This window comes from Blautia sp. OM07-19 (assembly GCF_003481595.1).
GTDB lineage: Bacteria > Bacillota > Clostridia > Lachnospirales > Lachnospiraceae > Blautia_A > Blautia_A intestinihominis.
The window spans coordinates 14,314-34,504 of sequence record NZ_QULA01000034.1; the positions used below are offsets into that span (position 1 = coordinate 14,314).

General features: G+C 45.6%; 17 protein-coding genes. All 17 read left to right on the forward strand.

Annotation, left to right across the window (positions count from 1 at the left end):
• The first annotated feature begins 23 nt into the window (after positions 1-23).
• The 17 genes from DXC01_RS16825 to DXC01_RS16905 all read left to right on the forward strand — a co-directional run bounded on the left by DXC01_RS16825 (position 24) and on the right by DXC01_RS16905 (position 19,640).
• On the forward strand, positions 24-302 hold the full coding sequence (locus tag DXC01_RS16825) for a DUF1294 domain-containing protein (protein WP_319638501.1): 279 nt from the start codon (positions 24-26) through the stop codon (positions 300-302).
• Positions 303-335: 33 nt separating this feature from the next.
• Complete coding sequence (locus tag DXC01_RS16830) at positions 336-944, forward strand: GDSL-type esterase/lipase family protein (RefSeq protein WP_022214421.1); 609 nt, start codon at positions 336-338, stop codon at positions 942-944.
• Positions 932-1,879 carry a GTP-binding protein gene (locus DXC01_RS16835; RefSeq protein WP_022214422.1) on the forward strand — a complete coding sequence of 316 codons (948 nt, stop codon included), beginning with the start codon at positions 932-934 and terminating at the stop codon, positions 1,877-1,879. Before DXC01_RS16830 ends, DXC01_RS16835 begins: the two co-directional genes overlap by 13 nt.
• A gap of 76 nt (positions 1,880-1,955) precedes the next feature.
• Positions 1,956-2,771: a Cof-type HAD-IIB family hydrolase gene (locus tag DXC01_RS16840; RefSeq protein WP_118699417.1), complete on the forward strand. Its 816-nt coding sequence runs from the start codon at positions 1,956-1,958 to the stop codon at positions 2,769-2,771.
• Positions 2,772-3,136: 365 nt separating this feature from the next.
• Positions 3,137-4,234: a CDP-glucose 4,6-dehydratase gene (rfbG, locus tag DXC01_RS16845; protein WP_118699418.1), complete on the forward strand. Its 1,098-nt coding sequence runs from the start codon at positions 3,137-3,139 to the stop codon at positions 4,232-4,234.
• A gap of 139 nt (positions 4,235-4,373) precedes the next feature.
• The gene (locus DXC01_RS16850) at positions 4,374-6,350 is read left to right on the forward strand and encodes a hypothetical protein (protein WP_118699419.1); all 1,977 of its coding nucleotides are present in this window, start codon (positions 4,374-4,376) and stop codon (positions 6,348-6,350) included.
• 14 nt (positions 6,351-6,364) lie between these two features.
• Positions 6,365-7,702 (forward strand): lipopolysaccharide biosynthesis protein RfbH, encoded by a 1,338-nt coding sequence (rfbH, locus tag DXC01_RS16855; protein WP_118699420.1) that lies wholly within the window; start codon positions 6,365-6,367, stop codon positions 7,700-7,702.
• Positions 7,703-7,714: 12 nt separating this feature from the next.
• On the forward strand, positions 7,715-9,043 hold the full coding sequence (locus DXC01_RS16860; RefSeq protein ID WP_118699421.1) for a phenylacetate--CoA ligase family protein: 1,329 nt from the start codon (positions 7,715-7,717) through the stop codon (positions 9,041-9,043).
• Between the two features lie 18 nt (positions 9,044-9,061).
• Complete coding sequence (locus tag DXC01_RS16865; RefSeq protein ID WP_118252192.1) at positions 9,062-10,282, forward strand: lipopolysaccharide biosynthesis protein; 1,221 nt, start codon at positions 9,062-9,064, stop codon at positions 10,280-10,282.
• On the forward strand, positions 10,269-11,585 hold the full coding sequence (locus DXC01_RS16870) for a phenylacetate--CoA ligase family protein (protein ID WP_022214429.1): 1,317 nt from the start codon (positions 10,269-10,271) through the stop codon (positions 11,583-11,585). The genes DXC01_RS16865 and DXC01_RS16870 overlap by 14 nt, the downstream gene beginning before the upstream one ends.
• Before the next feature lie 5 nt (positions 11,586-11,590).
• Positions 11,591-13,438, forward strand: a complete 1,848-nt coding sequence (locus DXC01_RS16875; RefSeq protein WP_118699422.1) for a thiamine pyrophosphate-binding protein — start codon at positions 11,591-11,593, stop codon at positions 13,436-13,438.
• 28 nt (positions 13,439-13,466) lie between these two features.
• Entirely contained in the window at positions 13,467-14,393 is a 927-nt protein-coding gene (locus DXC01_RS16880; protein ID WP_158583647.1) for an NAD-dependent epimerase/dehydratase family protein, read from the forward strand.
• Positions 14,394-14,399: 6 nt separating this feature from the next.
• Positions 14,400-15,377, forward strand: a complete 978-nt coding sequence (locus DXC01_RS16885) for a glycosyltransferase family 2 protein (protein ID WP_022214432.1) — start codon at positions 14,400-14,402, stop codon at positions 15,375-15,377.
• Positions 15,374-17,218: a glycosyltransferase 87 family protein gene (locus tag DXC01_RS16890; RefSeq protein WP_118699424.1), complete on the forward strand. Its 1,845-nt coding sequence runs from the start codon at positions 15,374-15,376 to the stop codon at positions 17,216-17,218. Before DXC01_RS16885 ends, DXC01_RS16890 begins: the two co-directional genes overlap by 4 nt.
• 145 nt (positions 17,219-17,363) lie before the next feature.
• A complete protein-coding gene (hpf, locus tag DXC01_RS16895) occupies positions 17,364-17,891 on the forward strand; it encodes a ribosome hibernation-promoting factor, HPF/YfiA family (RefSeq protein ID WP_022214434.1) in 528 nt (175 codons plus the stop codon).
• 98 nt (positions 17,892-17,989) lie between these two features.
• The gene (locus DXC01_RS16900) at positions 17,990-19,201 is read left to right on the forward strand and encodes a GNAT family N-acetyltransferase (RefSeq protein WP_118699426.1); all 1,212 of its coding nucleotides are present in this window, start codon (positions 17,990-17,992) and stop codon (positions 19,199-19,201) included.
• A 4-nt stretch (positions 19,202-19,205) separates the two neighbouring features.
• Positions 19,206-19,640: a hypothetical protein gene (locus DXC01_RS16905; RefSeq protein ID WP_118699425.1), complete on the forward strand. Its 435-nt coding sequence runs from the start codon at positions 19,206-19,208 to the stop codon at positions 19,638-19,640.
• Positions 19,641-20,191 lie beyond the last annotated feature (551 nt).

The following is a 20,191-nucleotide window of genomic DNA, read 5'->3' on the forward strand; positions in this document are numbered from 1 at the left end:
AGTACAGGGAGGAAACGAAACATATGGATTTAATGAAATATTTCAGCTGGTATCTGATAACGATAAATATAGTGGCATTCATGATGTATGGAATTGACAAGGAAAAAGCCAAACGTGGGGCATGGAGAATCCCGGAAAGTACTCTGATCGGGGTTGCGCTTCTGGGTGGAAGTTTTGGTGCGTGGGCAGGAATGAAAACCTTTCATCATAAGACAAGAAAGAAGAAATTTTCTGTAGGAGTACCTCTGATCCTTGTTGTAGAATATGGACTGCTCGCATGGCTTATGGCAGGAGTTAAATGAACAGAAACTGTGGATAGAAACGGAGGAAAAACGATGGCAGGAACGATCATCTGTTATGGAGATTCCAATACATACGGCTATGATCCGTGTACATTGATGGGGGACCAGTATCCAGAACAAAACCGCTGGACAGGTATCCTGGAGAGCGAAACGAAGTGGAAGATCGAGAATCACGGCATCTGTGGAAGGTGTATTCCGCACACAGGAAGCCAGATCCGTTTTGCCTGCGAACAGTTAAAGGACTGGCAGGATAAGGATGCTCCCGTATGGATGTGGATCATGCTTGGAACGAACGATCTTCTGCAGGAACAGCAGTTTACAGCGAAAGATACGGCACAGAGAATGGAGACTTTTCTGAAAAAACTCATGGCAGAACCGGCGGTTTCCAGTGGAAAGATCACACTCTATTTGATTGCACCAGCCCGGATGGAATACGGTGCCTGGGTAGATGAAGAACGGCTGTATCAGGAATCAAGACAACTTGGCGAAGAATACAAAAAAGTCGCAGAACGCCTGGGAATCGGCTTTACGGACGCTGGTAAATGGGACATCCCAGTCGTATACGATGGAGTACATTTTTCAGAAAAAGGACATCATATATTTGCACAGAACATACAGGAGGAAATTACATGGTTAAAGTAGATCTGATCACAGGATTTCTCGGATCAGGAAAGACAACTTTCATAAAAAAATATGCCCGTTATCTGATGGATCAGGGTTACAATATCGGAATTCTGGAGAATGATTTCGGCGCGGTAAATGTAGATATGATGCTGCTTCGGGAACTGGAAAGCGAACAGTGTGAGCTTGAAATGGTAGCCGGAGGATGCGACAAAGACTGCCACAGAAGACGTTTCAAGACCAAGCTGATCGCGATGGGAATGTGCGGATATGACCGCGTTCTGATCGAGCCGTCAGGGATTTTTGATATGGATGAGTTTTTTGATGCACTGCACGAAGAACCGTTGGATCGCTGGTATCAGATCGGAAATGTGATCGCTGTTGTTGATGTGGGACTGGATAAAAAAATGTCAGAGGAGGCAGATTATATCCTGGCTTCCGAGGTCGCAGATGCAGGCTGTATTGTCCTCAGCAAGACACAGGAGGCTTCTGGAGAAACGATCCAGAACACGATCGATCACCTGAACCGCGCACTGGAAACGGTACACTGCAAGCGAAGACTGAAGGAAGATGAGATCATAAAAAAAGACTGGGAACAGTTTGAAAATGAAGATTTTGAGCGCATCATGAACAGCGGATACATTGCTGAAGATTACGAGAAAATGAACCTGGATGATGACGATGTTTTTCAGTCTAAGTATTTCATGGATCTGGAAATCTCAAAAGAAGATCTGCGCGAAGCAGCGCAGAAAATTATGGAAGATCCTGCCTGTGGCTCTGTTTTTCGTATCAAGGGATTTACACAGGAAACAGATGGATCGTGGACAGAATTGAATGCCACACATCACGAGATCACCCTGCGTCCGATCGAAGCTGGACAGAAAGTTATCATCGTGATCGGGGAACATCTGGAGGAAGAAGAAATCAGAAAATATCTGGAACCAGATAAAAAGTAACTCTTGCGAAGACGAAGGAAGATATTATATATTTGGATATAAAGGGCAAATATATACAGATGGAGGAAGAGAAAAGATGGCAGTTGATACCAGGATTTTATTCACAGACCTGGATGGAACTTTGTTGAATGACAAGAAGGAGATCACCCCGGGAAACAGGGCAGCAGTGGACGAGGCACTGGCAAAAGGACACAAGATCGTTGTGACAACAGGACGTGCTCTTGCCAGCGGACTGCAGATTGCAGAACACGTCGGACTGACAGGAGAGGGCTGTTATGTAATCGCTTTTAACGGCGGACAGATTTACGATCCTTACCACAGAGAAACAATTCATGGTGTAACTTTTTCACAGGATACAGCAGTTGAGATTTTTGAGAAAGCAGTAGAAAGAAATCTGTATATGCAGGCATATTCAGATGAAGCGATTCTGACGGTAGAGAACAATGAACTGCTTCAGCAATACGCGAAAGTACAGAACTTACCATATAAAATCGTAAAAAACGCAAGGGATGCAATCATTCAGGATCCATATAAACTTCTGGCAATTGACAATGACAGAAGCAAAAGTGAAGCATTCCAGAAAGAAGTTCTTTCTAAATATTCCGATACCGTGAGAAGCTTTTTCTCAAATGCAACTTATCTTGAGATCGTGCCAAAGGCTGTCTCCAAGGGGGAAGCAGTTCGCTGGATGTGCGATCATCTGGGAATCCCGATCGAGAATTCCGTGTCTGCAGGAGATGCACAGAACGATATCGAAATGCTTCAGGCAGCCCATGTTGGCGCAGTAATGTGCAACGCATTTCCGGGAATTCAGGAATACGGCGATTATGTGACGGAGCACGACAACAATCACGACGGAGTTGCCGAGATCATCCGTAAATTTATTCTGTAAATAAGATTACCATAAATTCCACAAAGGTCTTCTGAACAGGAATGTTCCGGGGACCTTTTTAATATTTATCGTTACTGTGAACAGGAATTATTTATTCTCTAAAGGGATATATCGGAAATCCGGCAAAAACAAGTGACTTTACAAATGAATGCGAGTATAATAAAATTGTTTAATTACTGTTCGCAGGTAATATTCCGCGAGGTGTTTTGCCATAAATATGGCAAAATCCCGAGACATACGGGGCAAAATGCTATCACCGAAGGTGATGTGGAATGCATTTTGACCAAGTTACTGTGAATGGAGTGAACAGTAACTTTATCTATGCCTGAATTGCAGGCATTATGCTTGAGCAAAAGGAGAAATAGATGAGTAATACATTTGATTTTAACTTTTATAAAGGAAAGAAAGTTCTTGTAACCGGACACACTGGTTTCAAGGGCTCCTGGCTCTGCCGTTGGCTTCTGAACCTGGGAGCAGAGGTTACAGGCTATGCGCTGGAATCACCGACAGAACCGGATCTGTTTCATCTTCTGGATATAGAATCCAGGATGCGTTCTGTCACAGGAGATATCCGCGACTTGGAGAAACTGCATCAGGTTTTTGCAGAGGCACAGCCGGAGATCGTACTGCATCTGGCGGCACAGCCGATCGTGAGAGAATCCTACAAAAATCCTGTTTATACGTATGAGACAAATGTCATGGGAACGGTCAACATTCTGGAAGCAGTGAGACAGTGCAGGAGCGTAAAATCTTTCCTGAACGTGACGACAGATAAGGTATACCGAAATAATGAGTGGGAGTGGGGCTACCGCGAAACAGATGAACTGGACGGTTATGATCCGTATTCTAACAGCAAATCCTGCTCCGAACTGGTAACGCACAGCTATGAGAAATCTTTTCTCAATGAGCTCGGGATCGCAGTGTCCACAGCACGTGCCGGCAATGTGATCGGTGGTGGTGATTTTGCGGCAGATCGTATTGTTCCGGACTGCGTAAGAGCAGTTTCAAAGGGACAGAAGATTGCCGTCCGGAATCCACATTCCACCCGCCCATACCAGCATGTACTGGAGCCGCTGGGCGCATACCTGATGCTCGCCGGAAGCCAGTACGAAGATGCATCAAAAGCAGGAGCTTACAATGTAGGACCTGGCGATGACGACTGTATCACAACAGGCGAACTGGCAGATCTTTTCTGCGCATCCTGGGGTGACGAGGCTGCCTGGGAGAATCTCTATCAGGGAGGTCCTCACGAGGCGAACTTCCTGAAACTTGACTGCTCCAAAATCCGCAGTACCTTCGGATGGAAACCGCACTGGCAGGTAAAAGAAGCGATCGCCCATACCGTAGAATGGTATCAGGCATGGCTTGACGGAGCGGATATGGCTGCATTTACAGATCGTCAGATCAGGGAATATCTTGTGCCACTGTTCACAGATAATATCCCGCGAGGTGTTTTGCCATGAAGATGGCAAAATCCCGAGACATACGGGGCAAAATGCCATCACCGAAGGTGATTTGGAATGCATTTTGACCAAGTTACTGTGAACAGAGTGAACAGTAACATACCTGAAACAGAATGTATAGAAAAGGAAAAATAAATATATGAAAAAGAATCGGGAAATTGTCTGCGGACTGGCAGCGTGGCTTCTGACAGCATGCTTTTTTCTGGGGTGTTTTCTGATTCCGGGGCTTTCTGACCGGATCAGTGCACTTGGAAATAACAACATTCTTATCTATGGAATGACGCTGGTTTTGTTCTGCATCTTGTTCCTTGGTGTAATGGCACTGACCGGATGTTGGACAGATGGTCCGGGTTTGTTGGAAAGTACTGCATTTAAGAAAGCTTCGCTGGTGATCCTTCTGGCATCACAGCTTCCATTCTGGACCGTATGCGTGTCAAGAGAGACTGAACAGGTAGGAACAGTTTCTATGAAATATGGTTGGCACACACAGCCGCTTGCAGTGATGATCCTTCTGTTTCTGGCAGAACTTGCAGTGTTTTTCTGGATGTACGAGAACCTTTCTCTTAAGGAGAAAAAAGGCGAATGGATCGTCTGGCTTACCTATGCGGCACTTGTGGTTCTGATCTTTTACTGCATGTATACGCCGAACATTTACGGAAGAGGCGAACAGGGTGATAATTATCATGCACATGCATATTTTAACTCTGTTTATAATGTATATCAGGGAATGCCGTATACACACAATGTGACAAGTATTTATGGCCATTACGGGCTGTTTTTCAAGATTCCGATGAAACTGGTCCATGGTGATTTCCGTGCATTTGTACTGATGATCGCAGGCATCGGAACACTGGCTTATATCTGTGCATTTCTGGTGCTGCAGATGCTTGTCAGAAGCAGAGTTCTGCGTATCCTTGCGGCACTTGCGTTGACATTTCCGGTGCTTGGAATGCGCGGTGGATACTACTGGCAGGTGTGGCCGCACAGAGTGATCTTTCCTATGCTGTTCCTTCTTTATGGAACAGTGATCCTTAAGAAAAAATGGAGTAATCTCTGGACTGCGGCAGGTGGATATCTGCTCTGTATGCTCGCAATCTTGTGGAATACAGAGACAGGGCTTCTTCTCACAGTATCATGGGCAGGACTTTATATTTCAAGACTGCTTTCCAGAAAAAAATGGAAGATCCGGGAACTGTTTTTTTCTGTCGGAGCGCAATGTGCAGGCATGATCTTTGCTTTTGCGGGCGCTTATGGGATCGTAAATCTTTATAATCTTTCCAAACACAGTCCGATGAATTCGGTGAGAGACTTTTTGATTCCGCTGCTTTCTGACGGATACATGACAGATACACTTCATCTCGATCTGCCAACGTATCCAAGTGCATATATGGCAGTGATCACACTGTTTCTGACTGGCGTTGCAATGGGAATCGCAGGCTGGTTTGGAGACAAAGAAAAACGCCGCTGGGAGACAGATCTGGTCTTTCTTCTCAGTGTCGGTGCACTGGGATGCCTTGTTTATTATATGAACCGTCCATCCTACCATAACCTGGACTGTATCAGCCTTTCAGCCGTTCTTCTGGCGGCTTATCTTGCCCAGTACGGAATGGATTTTGTAAGAAAAAATGGCTGGGAAAATATCGCCCGCAGTACTTTTTATGAAGCTATGCGGGGAGGGATCGGACTTATCTGTGCGGCCTCTGTACTGGCAATGGGAACGGGAAATGTACTGCAGTTTTCACAGAACAGTCAGATCAAAGAAAACTTCCACAACACGGCAGAGTTTGAAGATTTTGCACAGCAGGTGGCAGCCGTTGTGCCTGCAAATACGCATGCATTCGGTCTGAATGTGGCAGAAGTCTACAGCATGCTCCACTGGAGCACACAGTGTTTTACCATGGACTTCAGCGACATGGCAGTTCGCCCGGATTCTCTGAAAGAACTGAAAGAACAGCTTGAAACAGAGGATGCACCGGCAGTTTTTACAAACAAATCTTCACTGGGAATCTGGCAGAGAAATGATCCGGAGACATACCAGTGGTTCTGCGATACTTATAAATTAAACAACAGATTTTCCTTTTATAATGAGGAATTCAGATACTTTACAAAACGATGATAAGGGAGAAAATTATGTTTGAAGAAATGACAGAACAGCAGGCGAGAGAAGAGATCCTCAAGCTGACAAAAGAATACTGCGAAAAATACCATAATAACAAAAAACCATACGAAAAGGGCGACCGTATTCCATATGCGTCCCGTGTTTATGATTCAGAAGAAATGGTAAATCTTGTGGACAGTTCTCTGGAATTCTGGCTGACAGCCGGACGTTACACCAGTGAATTTGAACACGAATTTGCGAAATACCTGGGAGTAAGATACTGTTCCCTTGTAAATTCCGGTTCTTCTGCGAACCTGCTCGCATTTATGACACTGACTTCCCCGCTCCTTAAGGAACGTCAGATCCTTCCGGGAGACGAAGTCATCACCGTCGCAGCAGGATTCCCGACAACAGTAGCACCGATCATCCAGTACGGAGCTGTTCCTGTTTTTGTTGATGTGGCGATCCCGCAGTACAACATCGATCCGCAGCTTCTGGAGGGTGCATATTCTTCAAAGACCAAGGCGGTCATGCTGGCTCATACTCTTGGAAATCCATTTGACCTTAAGGCAGTCAAAGACTTCTGCGACCGTCACAACCTCTGGCTGATCGAGGACAACTGTGACGCACTGGGCTCTGTTTATACTATCAACGGAGAGGAGAAACTGACCGGAACGATCGGTGATATCGGAACTTCCAGTTTCTATCCGCCGCATCATATGACGATGGGCGAAGGCGGTGCTGTCTATACCAATAATTCTCTTTTGAATAAGATCGCAAGATCCTTAAGAGACTGGGGAAGAGACTGCATCTGTGCACCGGGACAGGACAATCTGTGTGGACATCGTTTTGACCGTCAGTATGGAGAACTTCCGGTAGGATATGATCACAAATATGTATATTCTCATTTCGGATACAACCTTAAGGCGACCGATATGCAGGCTGCTGTAGGCTGCGCGCAGCTTAAGAAATTCCCGTCTTTCGTAGAACGAAGAATCCATAACTTCAACTACCTGAAAGAAGCACTCAAAGGAACCGAGGATAAACTGATTCTTCCGACAGCGTGTGAAAACTCCAGACCGAGCTGGTTTGGTTTCCTCATCACCTGCAGGGAAGGCGTGGACAGAAATAAACTGGTTCAGGAGATTGAATCCAAAGGTGTTCAGACGCGTATGCTGTTTGCCGGAAACCTGACAAAACATCCGTGCTTTGACCAGATGCGTGCTACTGGTAAGGGATATCGTATTGCCGGAAGCCTTGAAAATACAGACCGCATCATGAAAGATACTTTCTGGATCGGTGTTTATCCGGGAATGACAGATGAGATGCTTTCTGCAATGGCAGATGCGATCAAAGAAGCTCTGAACTGAGGAGAATAAAATATGATTTTAGATGAAAGACTTCGCTGGATGGGCTTCTGGATGCTGGATAAGACAAAGGGTGGCAAGATCCGGGAATATTATGACCAGATCCGTTACGCCTGGAAGGAAGGCAGTTCTGTTGAAGAAACAGAAAAAAGGATTCAGGATCTGATCGCCCATGCAGTAAAAACAACAGATTTTTACAAAGATTATCCGGAAGATATTTCACTGAAGGACCTTCCGGTGGTAAACAAAGATACGTTCCGTCAGCAGTATGACCGTTTCATATCTTCCACATACAAGGATGCACCGGATAACCGTGTGATGTGCACCAGTGGTTCCACGGGAACTCCGCTCCGCATGATCCAGAACAGAGACAAGATCCGCCATAACACAGCAGGCGGCATTTTCCTGGGAGCCGCGGCTGGCTACTACATCGGAATGAAGGAAGCTTTTATCCGCGTCTGGGTAAATAATGTCAAAAAGAGTAAATTTCAGCTTATCCAGGAAAATATGATCATGATGGACAGTTCCCGCATGGATGAACAGGCACTGGCAGAGATGTTCCATACGATCGAGAAGAAAAAAGTAAAATGCCTGGTCGGTTATTCTTCTGCGCTGGGAGAACTGAGCGACTATATCCGTAAATCCGGCAAAGACTGCAGCAATTGCAGCGTCCGGGCGATCATCCCGATCTCTGAGACAATGCCGGAACCGGTCCGCAGAACTCTGGAAAAACAGTTCGGCTGCCCGGTAAGAGCCTGGTATTCCAACGAAGAAAACGGAATCATGGGACTTCAGAATGAGAAAGATGAGGGATACCGTATTGATACAGAAACCTATTATTACGAGATCCTCAAGATGGATTCTGATGAGCCTGCGGAACCGGGAGAGCTGGGACGTATCGTGATCACGGATCTTTTTAATTATGCATTTCCGATCCTCCGTTATGACAATGGAGATACTGCGGTGGCAGTCCGCAAGGAAAAGAATGGTCGCTTCAAGCTTTATCTGTCCGAGCTTTACGGACGCAGAAGTGATCTGATCTACGACTGCAAAGGCAATGCCGTGACACCTTACATCATCACAAACAATCTCTGGGATATCGAAGGCGTGAAGCAGTATCGTTTCATCCAGGAAGATGTGAAGGATTATACGATCTGGTTGAACGGAGATCCGGCAAAGATGGATCAGGAAGAGATCCTTGGCAGGATCCGCCCATACCTTGGCGATGAAGCAAGGATCAAAGTAGAGATCGTAGATGAGATTCCGGTGCTCGCCTCCGGAAAGCGTAAATACATAGAAAACCGTTGTGAGAAATATCAGGATCACAAGGGAATCTGTGGCTGACAGAGGGGCGGAATAAGATTGGAAAAAAAGGAACAGAAAAAAAGTATTGCAGTAAACACCCTGTACACCATGGGTGGACTGATCTTTATGAATGCGGTGCTGCAGATCGTGATCACACCGCTCTTGAACAGAGTGATGGGCGCGGAACAGCTCGGCGGACTTCTTTATATCACAGGTCTTATCGCGATCGTGTGTCCGTCTGTCGGTCAGGCACTGAACACCAGCCGCCTTGTAGTACGCAGGAATTATGCGGTAACGAACGGCGATTATGACTGGATCCTTCTTGTGTTCGGCGCGATCGGCAGCGGCGTGGCACTCTGGATGTCGAGGAACAGTCTGGAAAGCATTCCTATGGCAATCGGTGCTTTTCTGCTGTTTATGTTTACTGTATTCCGGTATTATGGAGATGTGGAATATCGTCTTAACCTGAATTATAAGAGATATTTTATTTATTATCTGCTGATCGGGCTCGGATATCTTGCGGGTTTTGGCGTTTATTACGTGACTGGTCAGTGGGTATGGATCTATCTGATCGGAGAGGGCGCGGCTCTTCTGTTTGTAGGACTGACGGGAAGTGTTTTTCATCAATTCTTTCAGAGAAGCCAGTATTTTTCGACAGCACTGGGAAGAGGTTTTTTCCTTACAATGTCTTATCTGATCACAAATACGACCATGAATATGGACCGCCTTGTGATCAAACAGGTGCTTGGAAATGAGCAGGTCACCTGGTATTATGTTGTGTCTCTGATCGGAAAGACGTTGGTGCTTCTGATCGCACCGATCAATACGATCGTGATCTCCTATCTGACGAAACGCAAAGAACTGCTGACACGTTCACAGTTTGGAAAGGCAGTTCTTGCGGGCGGCGGTGTGAGCCTTGTGTTCTTTCTCGCATGTCAGGTGGGAACGCCGCTGTTTGTATGGCTTTTCTACAGAAACCTCTATGATTCTGTCAAAGGGCTTGTCACAGTGGTAAATCTCGCGCAGATCCTTGGGCTATTTTCCGCATTTCTGTTTATTCTGGTACTTACATTTACAGATGAAAAATGGCAGCTGTGGATCCAGCTTGCACATTTTGCGGTTCTGCTGGTGACTTCTGTGCTGGCAGCAAGAGCATATGGTATGATTGGTTTTGCCTGGGCGTCCCTTGGGGCGAACAGCCTCAGAGTGGCAGCAGTCATCATTCTGGGACTGGTAAAGGCAGGAAAAGATAAAGGAGGCAGCAATGCAGACAGGTGAAGTTCTGAGAAGAGTGGTATTTGATCTTCTCGACGCTGCAAAAGGCGGCAGGCTCAAAAAATTAAAAGAAGTAAACAAACGAGAGATCGTTGAGGGTGTGACAGAGGAATATATGGATCGCAGGATCCATGTTCTTCTGGATTATGTCAAAGAACACTCTCCTTATTATAAAGATCATCCGGAATGGACAGAACTTAAGGATTTTCCGGTAATGACCAAAGGTGATTTTATAGAAAATTATGACCAGGTCCTTGTGGACAACAGCGAGGAACAGGGAAAGCTGTACCGCCTGAGTACAAGTGGTTCTACAGGAACACCGTTTACGGTACTCTGCGATGGCGACAAGATGAGCCGTGTAAATATGAACTTTATCTCCTGTATGGAACTGAACGGTTTCCGTATGGGAATGAAGCGCGGCGAGTTCCGTGCGTGGATAAAGGGAAAAAATACGATCAGTAAGTGGAAATCTTTCAAAAATAATCTGATCATGGTGGATATCTCCAACATGGGAGACGATTCTCTGGAAAAAATCTGCCAGGATATCGAGAAAAAGAAGATCCAGGTACTGGTCACATATTCCAGTGCACTGACAGCACTGACACAGTATCTCAGAAAAACGCACAGAGACATCAGTAAATGGGATGTGGAGCTGGTTTTCTCTATGGGAGAGGCGCTTCCACAGGAAACTTATGACCTGACAAAAGAGCTGTTTGGATTTTCTCCGGTGCGTTCTTATGGAAATAATGAGAATGGTTTTATTGCGATCCAGCTGGATGAGGATCCGGAATATACCATTGATCTTTACAATTTTTATCCGGAGATCCTGAAACTGGATTCTGATGAACCGGCAGAAGAAGGAGAACTTGGAAGAATCGTTGTCACAGACTATTATAACAAGACTTTCCCGATGGTCCGCTATGATACCGGTGATACGGGAATCATGAGAATGTATAAGGATCCTAAGGGCAGGGTGCATGGTAAATATGTAGAGATCTACGGCAGAAGAGGTTCTCTGATGTACAACACCAAGGGCGAACCGCTTTCTATCCATGTATTTATGAATACACTTCTGAAATTTGAGGGTATTGTTTACCAGGCAAAATGCATCCAGTGGGGCGAGAAGGATTATGAGCTTCTTGTGAATGCGGATCAGGAAAAACTTGATATCGATGAAGTTCTGGCAGCATACCGCCATTATCTCGGGGAAGATGCAGAGATCAAAGTTACTTATGTCGATGAGATCCCGATCCAGGCATCCGGTAAATTTATGGTATGTGAAAACAAATGGGATGGAAGGAAGTAGGCAGAATGAAGCAGAAAGTATCTGATTATATAGCTGATCGTATTGCACAGTGGGGCATCCGGGATGTGTTTACCGTGACTGGCGGCGGTGCGATGCATATGAACGATTCTTTTGGACATCATCCGAAGTTGCACTGCACTTATCAGCATCATGAGCAGGCGTGTGCGATGGCAGCAGAAGCGTATGCGAGGATGGATAACCGTATGGCAGCTGTCTGCGTGACGACAGGACCTGGCGCGACAAATGCGATCACAGGTGTCTTGGGTGCCTGGATGGACTCTATTCCGATGCTTGTTTTTTCCGGGCAGGCGAGATATGCCACGACAGTTCCGGCGAGCGGACTTCCGCTTCGCAGCATGGGCGTTCAGGAGTGTAATATTGTTCCTGTAGTCGCTTCTATCACCAAATATGCACATATGGTCATTCATCCGGAAGACATCCGTTATCATCTGGAAAAAGCACTCTACATGGCAGCAACAGGAAGACCAGGACCAGTCTGGCTGGATCTTCCACTGGATGTGCAGGGCGCGATCATAGAGACAGAGAGTCTCCGAGCTTATGATCCTGCAGAAAATCCGGAACAGAGACCACAGGAGATCCTGCAGGAAACAATAGAGAAGATCCTTGATAAAATAGAGGAAAGCCACCGCCCGGTATTATCACCGGGAAATGGTGTACGTCTTGCAGGCGCGATCGAGGAGTTCCATGAACTGGTCGATGTACTTGGTGTGCCGGTCGTGACCGGAATGAGCAGTGTGGATGCGCTGGAATCCGATCATCCGTACTTCGTGGGAAGAAGCGGCGGAACAGGAACGCGCCCGGGAAATTTTGCCCTGCAGAACAGTGATGTGCTGCTTTCCATTGGAAACCGTCAGGGATTTGCACAGACTGGTTTCCAGTATCAGGACTGGGCGAGAGAAAGCTATACGATCCTCAATGATATTGATGAAAATGAATTAAAGAAACCGAACCTTCATGTCAGCCTTCCGGTTGTCGGAGATGCAGGTGAACTGATCCGTGGACTTCTCGCTGAGGCGAAGAAGCGCGGTGCGGATAAAGAATACCCGTTGTTTAAGGGAGAAGACTGGAGAAAACAGTGTCTCCTCTGGAAAAAAAAGTATCCGGTTGTGACTGAGAAGCATTATGAAACACTGGAAGAAGGATGCACAAATATCTATGCTTTTTACGGAGAGCTCTCCAAAGCCATGAAGGAAAACGAAACTCTCATGGTCAGCGTGGGAACTTCCCGAGTGGCAGGAAGTCAGGCGTTCCAGGTCAAAAAAGGACAGCGCTTTATCACAAATCCAAACACAGCTTCGATGGGATTCTGCCTTCCGGCGGCAACAGGAATTGCAGTCGCACAGCCAGGCAAAGCTGTTGTCTGTGTGACAGGTGAGGGCAGTCTGCAGATGAATATTCAGGAGATGCAGACGATCCTTCAGAACCGTTTGCCGGTGAAACTGTTTGTGATCAACAACCAGGGTTATCATTCCATCCGTCAGACACAGCAGAGCTATTTCAAGCCGCCGCTGGTCGGTGTGGGTGAGGAGAGCGGAGACTTGAGTTTTCCGGATCTTTCCAGGATCATGCCTGCTTATGGATTTCCGTATAGAGCAGTTCATGCATCCGAAGATCTTGAAGCAGCGATCAGTGAGGCATTGGATGCAGAGGGAGCTTTTGTCTGCGAGGTTTTTGTGACGAAATATCAGAAGACGGAACCAAAGACTTCTGCGAAGAAACTTCCGGATGGAAGTATGGTGTCCGCGCCGCTTGAAGATATGTATCCGTTCCTTGACAGGGAAGAGCTGGAATCCAACATGTTCATTCCTCTTCCGGAAAAGATGAGACAGTAAGGATATCCGGCGGTATATGGAGAAAATTATGAAAAAAATCATTGTGACAGGAGCCACCAGCATGATCGGTACGGCTCTGATCGAAGAATGTGTAAAACAGAACGTAGAGGTCTATGCAGTCATAAGGTCTTCTTCCGGGAAGCAGAGCCGTCTGCCGGACAGCAGTCTGATACATCTGATAGACTGTAGTTTGGAAACTCTGGATCACCTTCCAGAGCTGATCCCGGCGGGCTGCGATACCTTTTACCATATTGCCTGGGGAAATACGGGTGAGAATCGAAACAGAAGTACAGAACTGCAGAGCAGAAATATCAGCTATACATTGGATGCGGTGAGAGTGGCAAATGCACTTGGCTGTAAACGTTTTATTGGGGCTGGTTCTCAGGCGGAATATGGACCAATGAACATTGACAAGATTTCACCGGACAGTCCGACAAATCCTTCGACACCTTATGGAGCGAGCAAGTTGGCATCCGGTCATCTGGCGGGGATGCTCTGCCGGGAGCTTGGCATGGAATGTATCTGGCCGAGGATTTTCAGTGTTTACGGAATTTATGAGAAAGAAACAACGATGATCGCTTCCGGGCTCCGCAAGATGCTTCGAGGCGAACCGACAGAGTTCACTCCGGCAATGCAGCGCTGGGACTATCTTTACAGCAAAGATGCGGGACGAGCTTATTATCTGATCGGTGAGAAAGGCAGAGACGGTGCTGTATATTGTATCGGAAGCGGCGAAGCTCATCCACTCAAAGAATATATCCTCAAAATGGCAGAACTCACCGGGGCAGAGGAAACAGGAATCGGTGCAAGACCATATCCACAGGGTGCGGTTATGAATCTCTGTGCGGATACGGAATCTCTGCAGCGTGACACCGGGTTTGTGCCGGAATATACATTTGAAGAGGGAATCAGAGAAACAATCGCCTGGATCAGAAGCCAGGAAACAGGAGTATAGATAAGAATGAAGAAAAAAATTTCGGTGGTAATTCCCACCTATAATGAAGAGGCGAATGTAGTGCCTCTTGCAAAAGCGGTGTCGGAAGTCATGGAACGCGATCTCAGTGAATACGATTATGAGATCCTGTTTATCGACAACCATTCCAAGGATAACACCCAGGCACTGCTTCGTGGACTGTGTGCCAATAATAAAAAGATCAAAGCAATCTTCAACGCCAAGAATTTCGGACAGGCACGTTCTCCGGTCTATGGAATGAAACAGGCGTATGGAGACTGTGTTGTGCGTATGTGTGCAGATTTCCAGGATCCGGTAGATATGATCCCGAAATTTGTGCGTGAATGGGAACAGGGAACAAAGATCGTCATCGGTGTCAAAAGTGCCAGCAAGGAGCGCAAGGGCATGTACTGGATCCGTTCCTGCTATTACAAGGTGATCAACAAGATCACGGATATCGATCATATCGAGCAGTTTACCGGTTTCGGACTTTACGATAAAAAGTTTGTAGATGTGGTTCGTGACCTTCATGATCCACTGCCATATTTACGTGGGATCATTGCGGAGCTTGGCTTTGATTACAAGGCGATCGAGTATACACAGCCGAAACGCCGTGCCGGAAAGAGTAAAAATAATTTTTACAGTCTGTACGATTATGCGATGATCGGAATTACTTCTTATTCCAAAGTTGTTATGCGACTGGCGACATTTGCAGGATTTATCATCGGCGGTTTAAGCCTGGTTGCAGCACTTGTCTATCTGGTGTTGAAACTGATGTACTGGGATCGTTTTTCTGCCGGTGTTGCTCCTATGGTCATCGGTATGTTCTTTCTTGGAGCACTGCAGCTGTTCTTTATTGGATTCCTTGGTGAGTATGTACTGAGTATCAACAGCCGTGTGCTTGACCGACCGCTTGTCGTGGAAGAAGAACGCTTGAATTTTGACGAAGATGAAGAGGATGAGGTAGAGGAGCGCAAAAAGGTATGAAAGAAAAAGCAGCAAAAAAACAGAGTTTTCTGAACCGCAAAAGAGCAGAGTGGAAAGAAATGAAGCTCTGGAACGGCAATGAACTGTGCAAAGTGGACTGGATCGTGTCTATCCTGATCCTGACAGTGCTCTTTTTTACCTGTGTGCATTCAGATGTGAAGCTTACAGGAAACAGATCTTTCCTGATGTATAAACATTTTTCTGATTTTTATCAGGCAAGTTATGAGCAGTCCGGCGGCTACTGGGCAAATTATCTGCCGAGTACGTTTATCGCCTATGCAATCTGGAACCTGCCGCTTTATCTGACAGGGCATGCGCCGGAGGCGATTCTGACAAATAGTTTTGTCAATCTGATGTGGTACAAACTTCTGCCGGTGATCGTCTATTTTATCACCGCACAGCTTATTTATCATATCGGTAAAGAAATGGGATTCGGGGAGAAAAAATCTCTCCTCTGTAAATTTGCATTTCTGGTATTTCCGATGGGGGTGTTCAGCCAGTTTATCTTCAGCCAGTATGATATTTTTACTGTATTTTTTATGGTGCTGGGGCTGTACTTTTTCCTGAAGAACAGGATGTGGCAGTTTGCGCTGGCATTTGGAATGGCTTGTACTTTCAAATATCATGCAGCATTGTATTTCCTTGCATTACTTTTATTAAAGGAGAAAAAGATCCGAAATCTGATCCGTTATGCGGTCATCATGGCGATTCCGCTTATGGTGGAGATCCTGCCGAACATCGGATCAGAAGCATTCCGCAGAAATGTGTTTGGCTTCAGTGCCCTTGAATATGTCAAAAAGCCGTTTACAGTGGGTTTTTTCAGTGGGATCAATCTGATGGCAGCAGTTGCCGCCTTTGTACTGGTCTGGGCTTATCAGAAAAAAGTGGAGGAAGAAGAAACTCTGGCTTCCTGGGCAGTCTTTTTCTGTGTGGCAGTGAGCTTTTCTGTGTTTGGATTTTCGACATGGAATCCGCAGTGGGTGCTTTTGATGGCTCCGTTCCTCGTACTGAATATCTTTATGAATGAGAATGGAAATCTGCTTCTGATGATCACAAACATCTTTATGCTGGCGATGTATATTTTCTGCAGCCAGAGTATGGTAGATGAGAGAGTTCTGAATGGCGGAATCCTGAAATATATTCTTAAGGACAGGAACTTTGCCGTGCGTATGTGGGATGTCTACAGATTTCATGACCAGGAACTTCTCTGTACAGCGATGTGGATCGTGCTTTTGCTTTATGTTGTCTTTGGACATCCGCGTTATCATAAGAAGAAAGGCAGTATCATTTCCAGAGGTCTGGTATGGCAGATCCGCGCGGCGTTTCTCTTTGGCGTAGCGGCGTTTGTGCTTCCGATGTCTGTCTGTGCGATGGGCGTTCTGCAGGGCAAAACAGTCTTCTTTGACAACAGCCGCCAGAATATGGAGATGGAAAACGTCGTGATGCTGGAGCGGGATCATCCGATCATTCAGGAGTTCACCGTTTCCGGAAATAAAATCTCTGACATCAAGATCCGTGTATATACAGAGACAGACCTTGACCTTTACAGCCTCAAAGTCGTGCTCCGTGACAAAGAGTCCGGGGAAGTGGTCTATGAGAGTGAAGGGGATACTTACGGTCTCAAAGAAAACACTGCGCTGTATTCTTTCCTGAAACATTCTGTAGATGTGGAAAGTGGAAGAACTTATCAGCTTGAGATCACCAGCGATGCACCACAGAACAGCGGAATTGGTCTGTATTGTGTAGAGGCAGGCAAGGCTTTGGCACAGCTTGTGGAACCACGGAGTGAGGAACATGAAGAAAAACGCAGTCTTCAAATGTGTATCACAGGTGTGGAATAGAAAATACCGAAAAAATTTATCAGATTTTTTATAAAAATTTTGTAAAGTTGTGTTAAAATTCGAATGAATGTGTTATAATGGTCACATAGACAACCAGAAGGTTGAATATATATCATCCAAAATAAACAGCAAAGGGGATGGGACTATGAAATTTATTATTAGTGGAAAGAACATCACAGTATCCCAAGGACTCAGAACAGCCGTTGAGGACAAGCTCGGCAAACTGGAGCGTTATTTTACTCCTGACACAGAAGTTATCGTAACTTTAAGTGTTGAGAAAGAAAGACAGAAAATTGAGGTTACAATCCCGGTAAAAGGAAATATTATCAGATCCGAACAGGTAAGCAACGATATGTACGTATCCATTGACCTGGTAGAAGAAGTTATCGAGCGTCAGCTTCGTAAATACAAAAATAAAATCGTAGACAAACAGCAGGCTGCAGCAAACTTCCAGAAGGAATACATTGACAAGGATTACGAGGAAGAGGATGAGGTTAAGATCATCCGTACCAAGAAATTCGGCATCAAACCAATGTATCCGGAGGATGCATGTGTACAGATGGAACTTCTGGGACACAACTTCTTTGTATTCTACAATGCAGAGACAGATCAGGTGAATGTGGTTTACAAACGTAAAGGCAATACTTACGGTTTGATCGAGCCTGAGTTTTAAGTTTGATCGAGGTTAGTGCACTTCGTAAACATTAAGTAAACGTAGTCCCATCTCTCTTATGAGGGATGGGACTTATTGGTGAAAAAGGGAAAGGAATCATGAATAACAAGAAAAACCTGAAAATGAAACCCGTAGGCAGCGAATATATGGAACAGTACAATGCCCTTCTCCGCTATGTGTTCCAGGTTACGGAACAGGAGCTGAGTTCCATCGGATGGCAGGAACGTGAGATCATCCGCGCCAAATTTCCAACCATGGAAAAGGCAGATGTGATCGGATGGTTTGATGACGATAATCTTGTTTCACAGGTGGCAGTTTATCCTATGCAGACACGTATCTTTGGCAGGACTTACGCCATGGGCGGTCTGACCGGAGTAGGAACTTATCCGGAATACTCCAACATGGGACTGATGCACAAACTTCTTGAGCAGGCACTCAAGAACATGAAGGAGCGAGGACAGGACATCTGTTATCTGTATCCATATTCCATTCCATATTACCGCCGCAAGGGATGGGAGATCATCTCAGACAAAATCTCCTACGAGATCAAAGACTATCAGCTTCCGAAGAACCATCAGGTCCCGGGTGATGTACGCCGTGTCGATACCGAGGGCGAAGAACTGAAGGAAGCCTATAACCGTTATGCCATGCGGACACATGGAGCAATCCTCCGTGATGATCTGGCGTGGAATGAATATTGGCTGTGGGACTCCGACGATATCATGGCGGCCGTTTATTATAATGAGAACAATGAACCGGACGGATATGTGATCTACTGGATCGCGAAGGAAGTTTTTCATATTAAAGACATGATCTTTAATAATGAAGAGGCAAGAACCGGATTATGGAACTTCGTGGCGGCACATTTTTCCATGATTAATCAGGTGGAGGGCGATACTTACACGGATGAACCTCTGGCATTTCTTCTGGAAGATGCAAGCATCAAGGAAGTGATCTCGCCATACTATATGGGAAGAATCGTGGATTTTGTGTCCTTCATCGAGAAGTATCCGTTCAAGCCAAGCGTCCTCGACCGTGAATGGAAATTTAAACTGATCGACCCGGTCATGGAGTGCAACCAGGGAAATTTCTGCCTGACCATCTCCAGAGAAGGCAAAGGCCAGGCAGTCCGCACTATGGAACCCTGCCAGGACGAGATCAGCATTCAAACCATGACTACCATGCTGATGGGCTACAAACGCCCCGAATACCTCGCAAGGATCGGCAGGATCAAAGCCGCCGAGTGGACCATCGACATGCTCGAAGACGCGATCGAGCAGCAGACACCGTACATATCGGATTATTTTTAAGAATATGAAAGAAAATAATTATATTTCTGTTTTGGACGGGCTTTTGAGAGCGAAAATATATCTGTGGATGATTGGTGTTCTTTTCTATGTAAAGTCAATTTATGTAGTGAAGTTTTTTCTGCTGGCCGGAATATTCTTGATGGGAGTCAGCATATTGTGCGCTTCTGCTATAAACAGAAAAAACTGGATAACTTCCTGGATGATCAGTTTTTGTGCCTGCTTTATTTATCTTATCTGCTATATCCTGGCAGGTTATGCAGGTTTGGTCATACCGATGGGAGAAATATTGGAAGCAGATCCAAATCCGGCAAATGGAATTCTTTTGATGTTATATACTGCGGTGTTTTGGGGAGTGGCAGTAGTGACTCGCGTCATATCAGGTATTTTTTATTCAGTTCTGAATAGATTTGGTTCTTCCAAAATGAACACATACTTATGAGAAAAAAGAAGGTACTGTAAAGTCATCAAATATGATGATTCTGCAGTACCTTCTTTTATACAAAATTGTGAATTTGTTTAATTATAAAGGCTTTAAGGTACTGTTCAGAGGTAATGGTGTGGTCGCTTTCCTGGTGTGTCCTCCACCTGACCGCGCAAAGTAAGTGATTGTGTGCGAGGGAAAGCTGGCTGGATGATTAGGCAGGAAGCAAGCGAGTTGAAGGTTCATGGAAATCGGGAGGCAGAATGACCTTACGGAAAGTAAATCGCCTAAAGGCCCACAAAATTTAGAGGTCTGAATGACTTGACAGGAAGTAAGTTATTTAAAGGTCTACAGAAATCGGAGAGGAAAATGACTGGGAGATGAGTAAGTGATCAGGAAGTCAACAGAAGTTAGGAGTTTTGGATGACTACGTTAAAAGAAAGTAGCAACAGAGTACATAAATTCGAAAAAAATGGATGGTTAGAATTGTACTTGCCTACAAGCAAGTCAATAAATTAACCTATTGTGCTACTTCAAATAAATTATATGAAAACCTGTAAATGCGCAAA

Excerpts from the sequence above, each read along its gene's own strand:
- DXC01_RS16825 (WP_319638501.1), top strand. The coding sequence starts at position 24 with ATGGATTTAATGAAATATTTCAGCTGGTATCTGATAACGATAAATATA.
- DXC01_RS16830 (WP_022214421.1), top strand. The coding sequence starts at position 336 with ATGGCAGGAACGATCATCTGTTATGGAGATTCCAATACATACGGCTAT.
- DXC01_RS16835 (WP_022214422.1), top strand. The coding sequence starts at position 932 with ATGGTTAAAGTAGATCTGATCACAGGATTTCTCGGATCAGGAAAGACA.
- DXC01_RS16840 (WP_118699417.1), top strand. The coding sequence starts at position 1,956 with ATGGCAGTTGATACCAGGATTTTATTCACAGACCTGGATGGAACTTTG.
- rfbG (WP_118699418.1), top strand. The coding sequence starts at position 3,137 with ATGAGTAATACATTTGATTTTAACTTTTATAAAGGAAAGAAAGTTCTT.
- DXC01_RS16850 (WP_118699419.1), top strand. The coding sequence starts at position 4,374 with ATGAAAAAGAATCGGGAAATTGTCTGCGGACTGGCAGCGTGGCTTCTG.
- rfbH (WP_118699420.1), top strand. The coding sequence starts at position 6,365 with ATGTTTGAAGAAATGACAGAACAGCAGGCGAGAGAAGAGATCCTCAAG.
- DXC01_RS16860 (WP_118699421.1), top strand. The coding sequence starts at position 7,715 with ATGATTTTAGATGAAAGACTTCGCTGGATGGGCTTCTGGATGCTGGAT.
- DXC01_RS16870 (WP_022214429.1), top strand. The coding sequence starts at position 10,269 with ATGCAGACAGGTGAAGTTCTGAGAAGAGTGGTATTTGATCTTCTCGAC.
- DXC01_RS16875 (WP_118699422.1), top strand. The coding sequence starts at position 11,591 with ATGAAGCAGAAAGTATCTGATTATATAGCTGATCGTATTGCACAGTGG.
- DXC01_RS16880 (WP_158583647.1), top strand. The coding sequence starts at position 13,467 with ATGAAAAAAATCATTGTGACAGGAGCCACCAGCATGATCGGTACGGCT.
- DXC01_RS16885 (WP_022214432.1), top strand. The coding sequence starts at position 14,400 with ATGAAGAAAAAAATTTCGGTGGTAATTCCCACCTATAATGAAGAGGCG.
- DXC01_RS16890 (WP_118699424.1), top strand. The coding sequence starts at position 15,374 with ATGAAAGAAAAAGCAGCAAAAAAACAGAGTTTTCTGAACCGCAAAAGA.
- hpf (WP_022214434.1), top strand. The coding sequence starts at position 17,364 with ATGAAATTTATTATTAGTGGAAAGAACATCACAGTATCCCAAGGACTC.
- DXC01_RS16900 (WP_118699426.1), top strand. The coding sequence starts at position 17,990 with ATGAATAACAAGAAAAACCTGAAAATGAAACCCGTAGGCAGCGAATAT.
- DXC01_RS16905 (WP_118699425.1), top strand. The coding sequence starts at position 19,206 with ATGAAAGAAAATAATTATATTTCTGTTTTGGACGGGCTTTTGAGAGCG.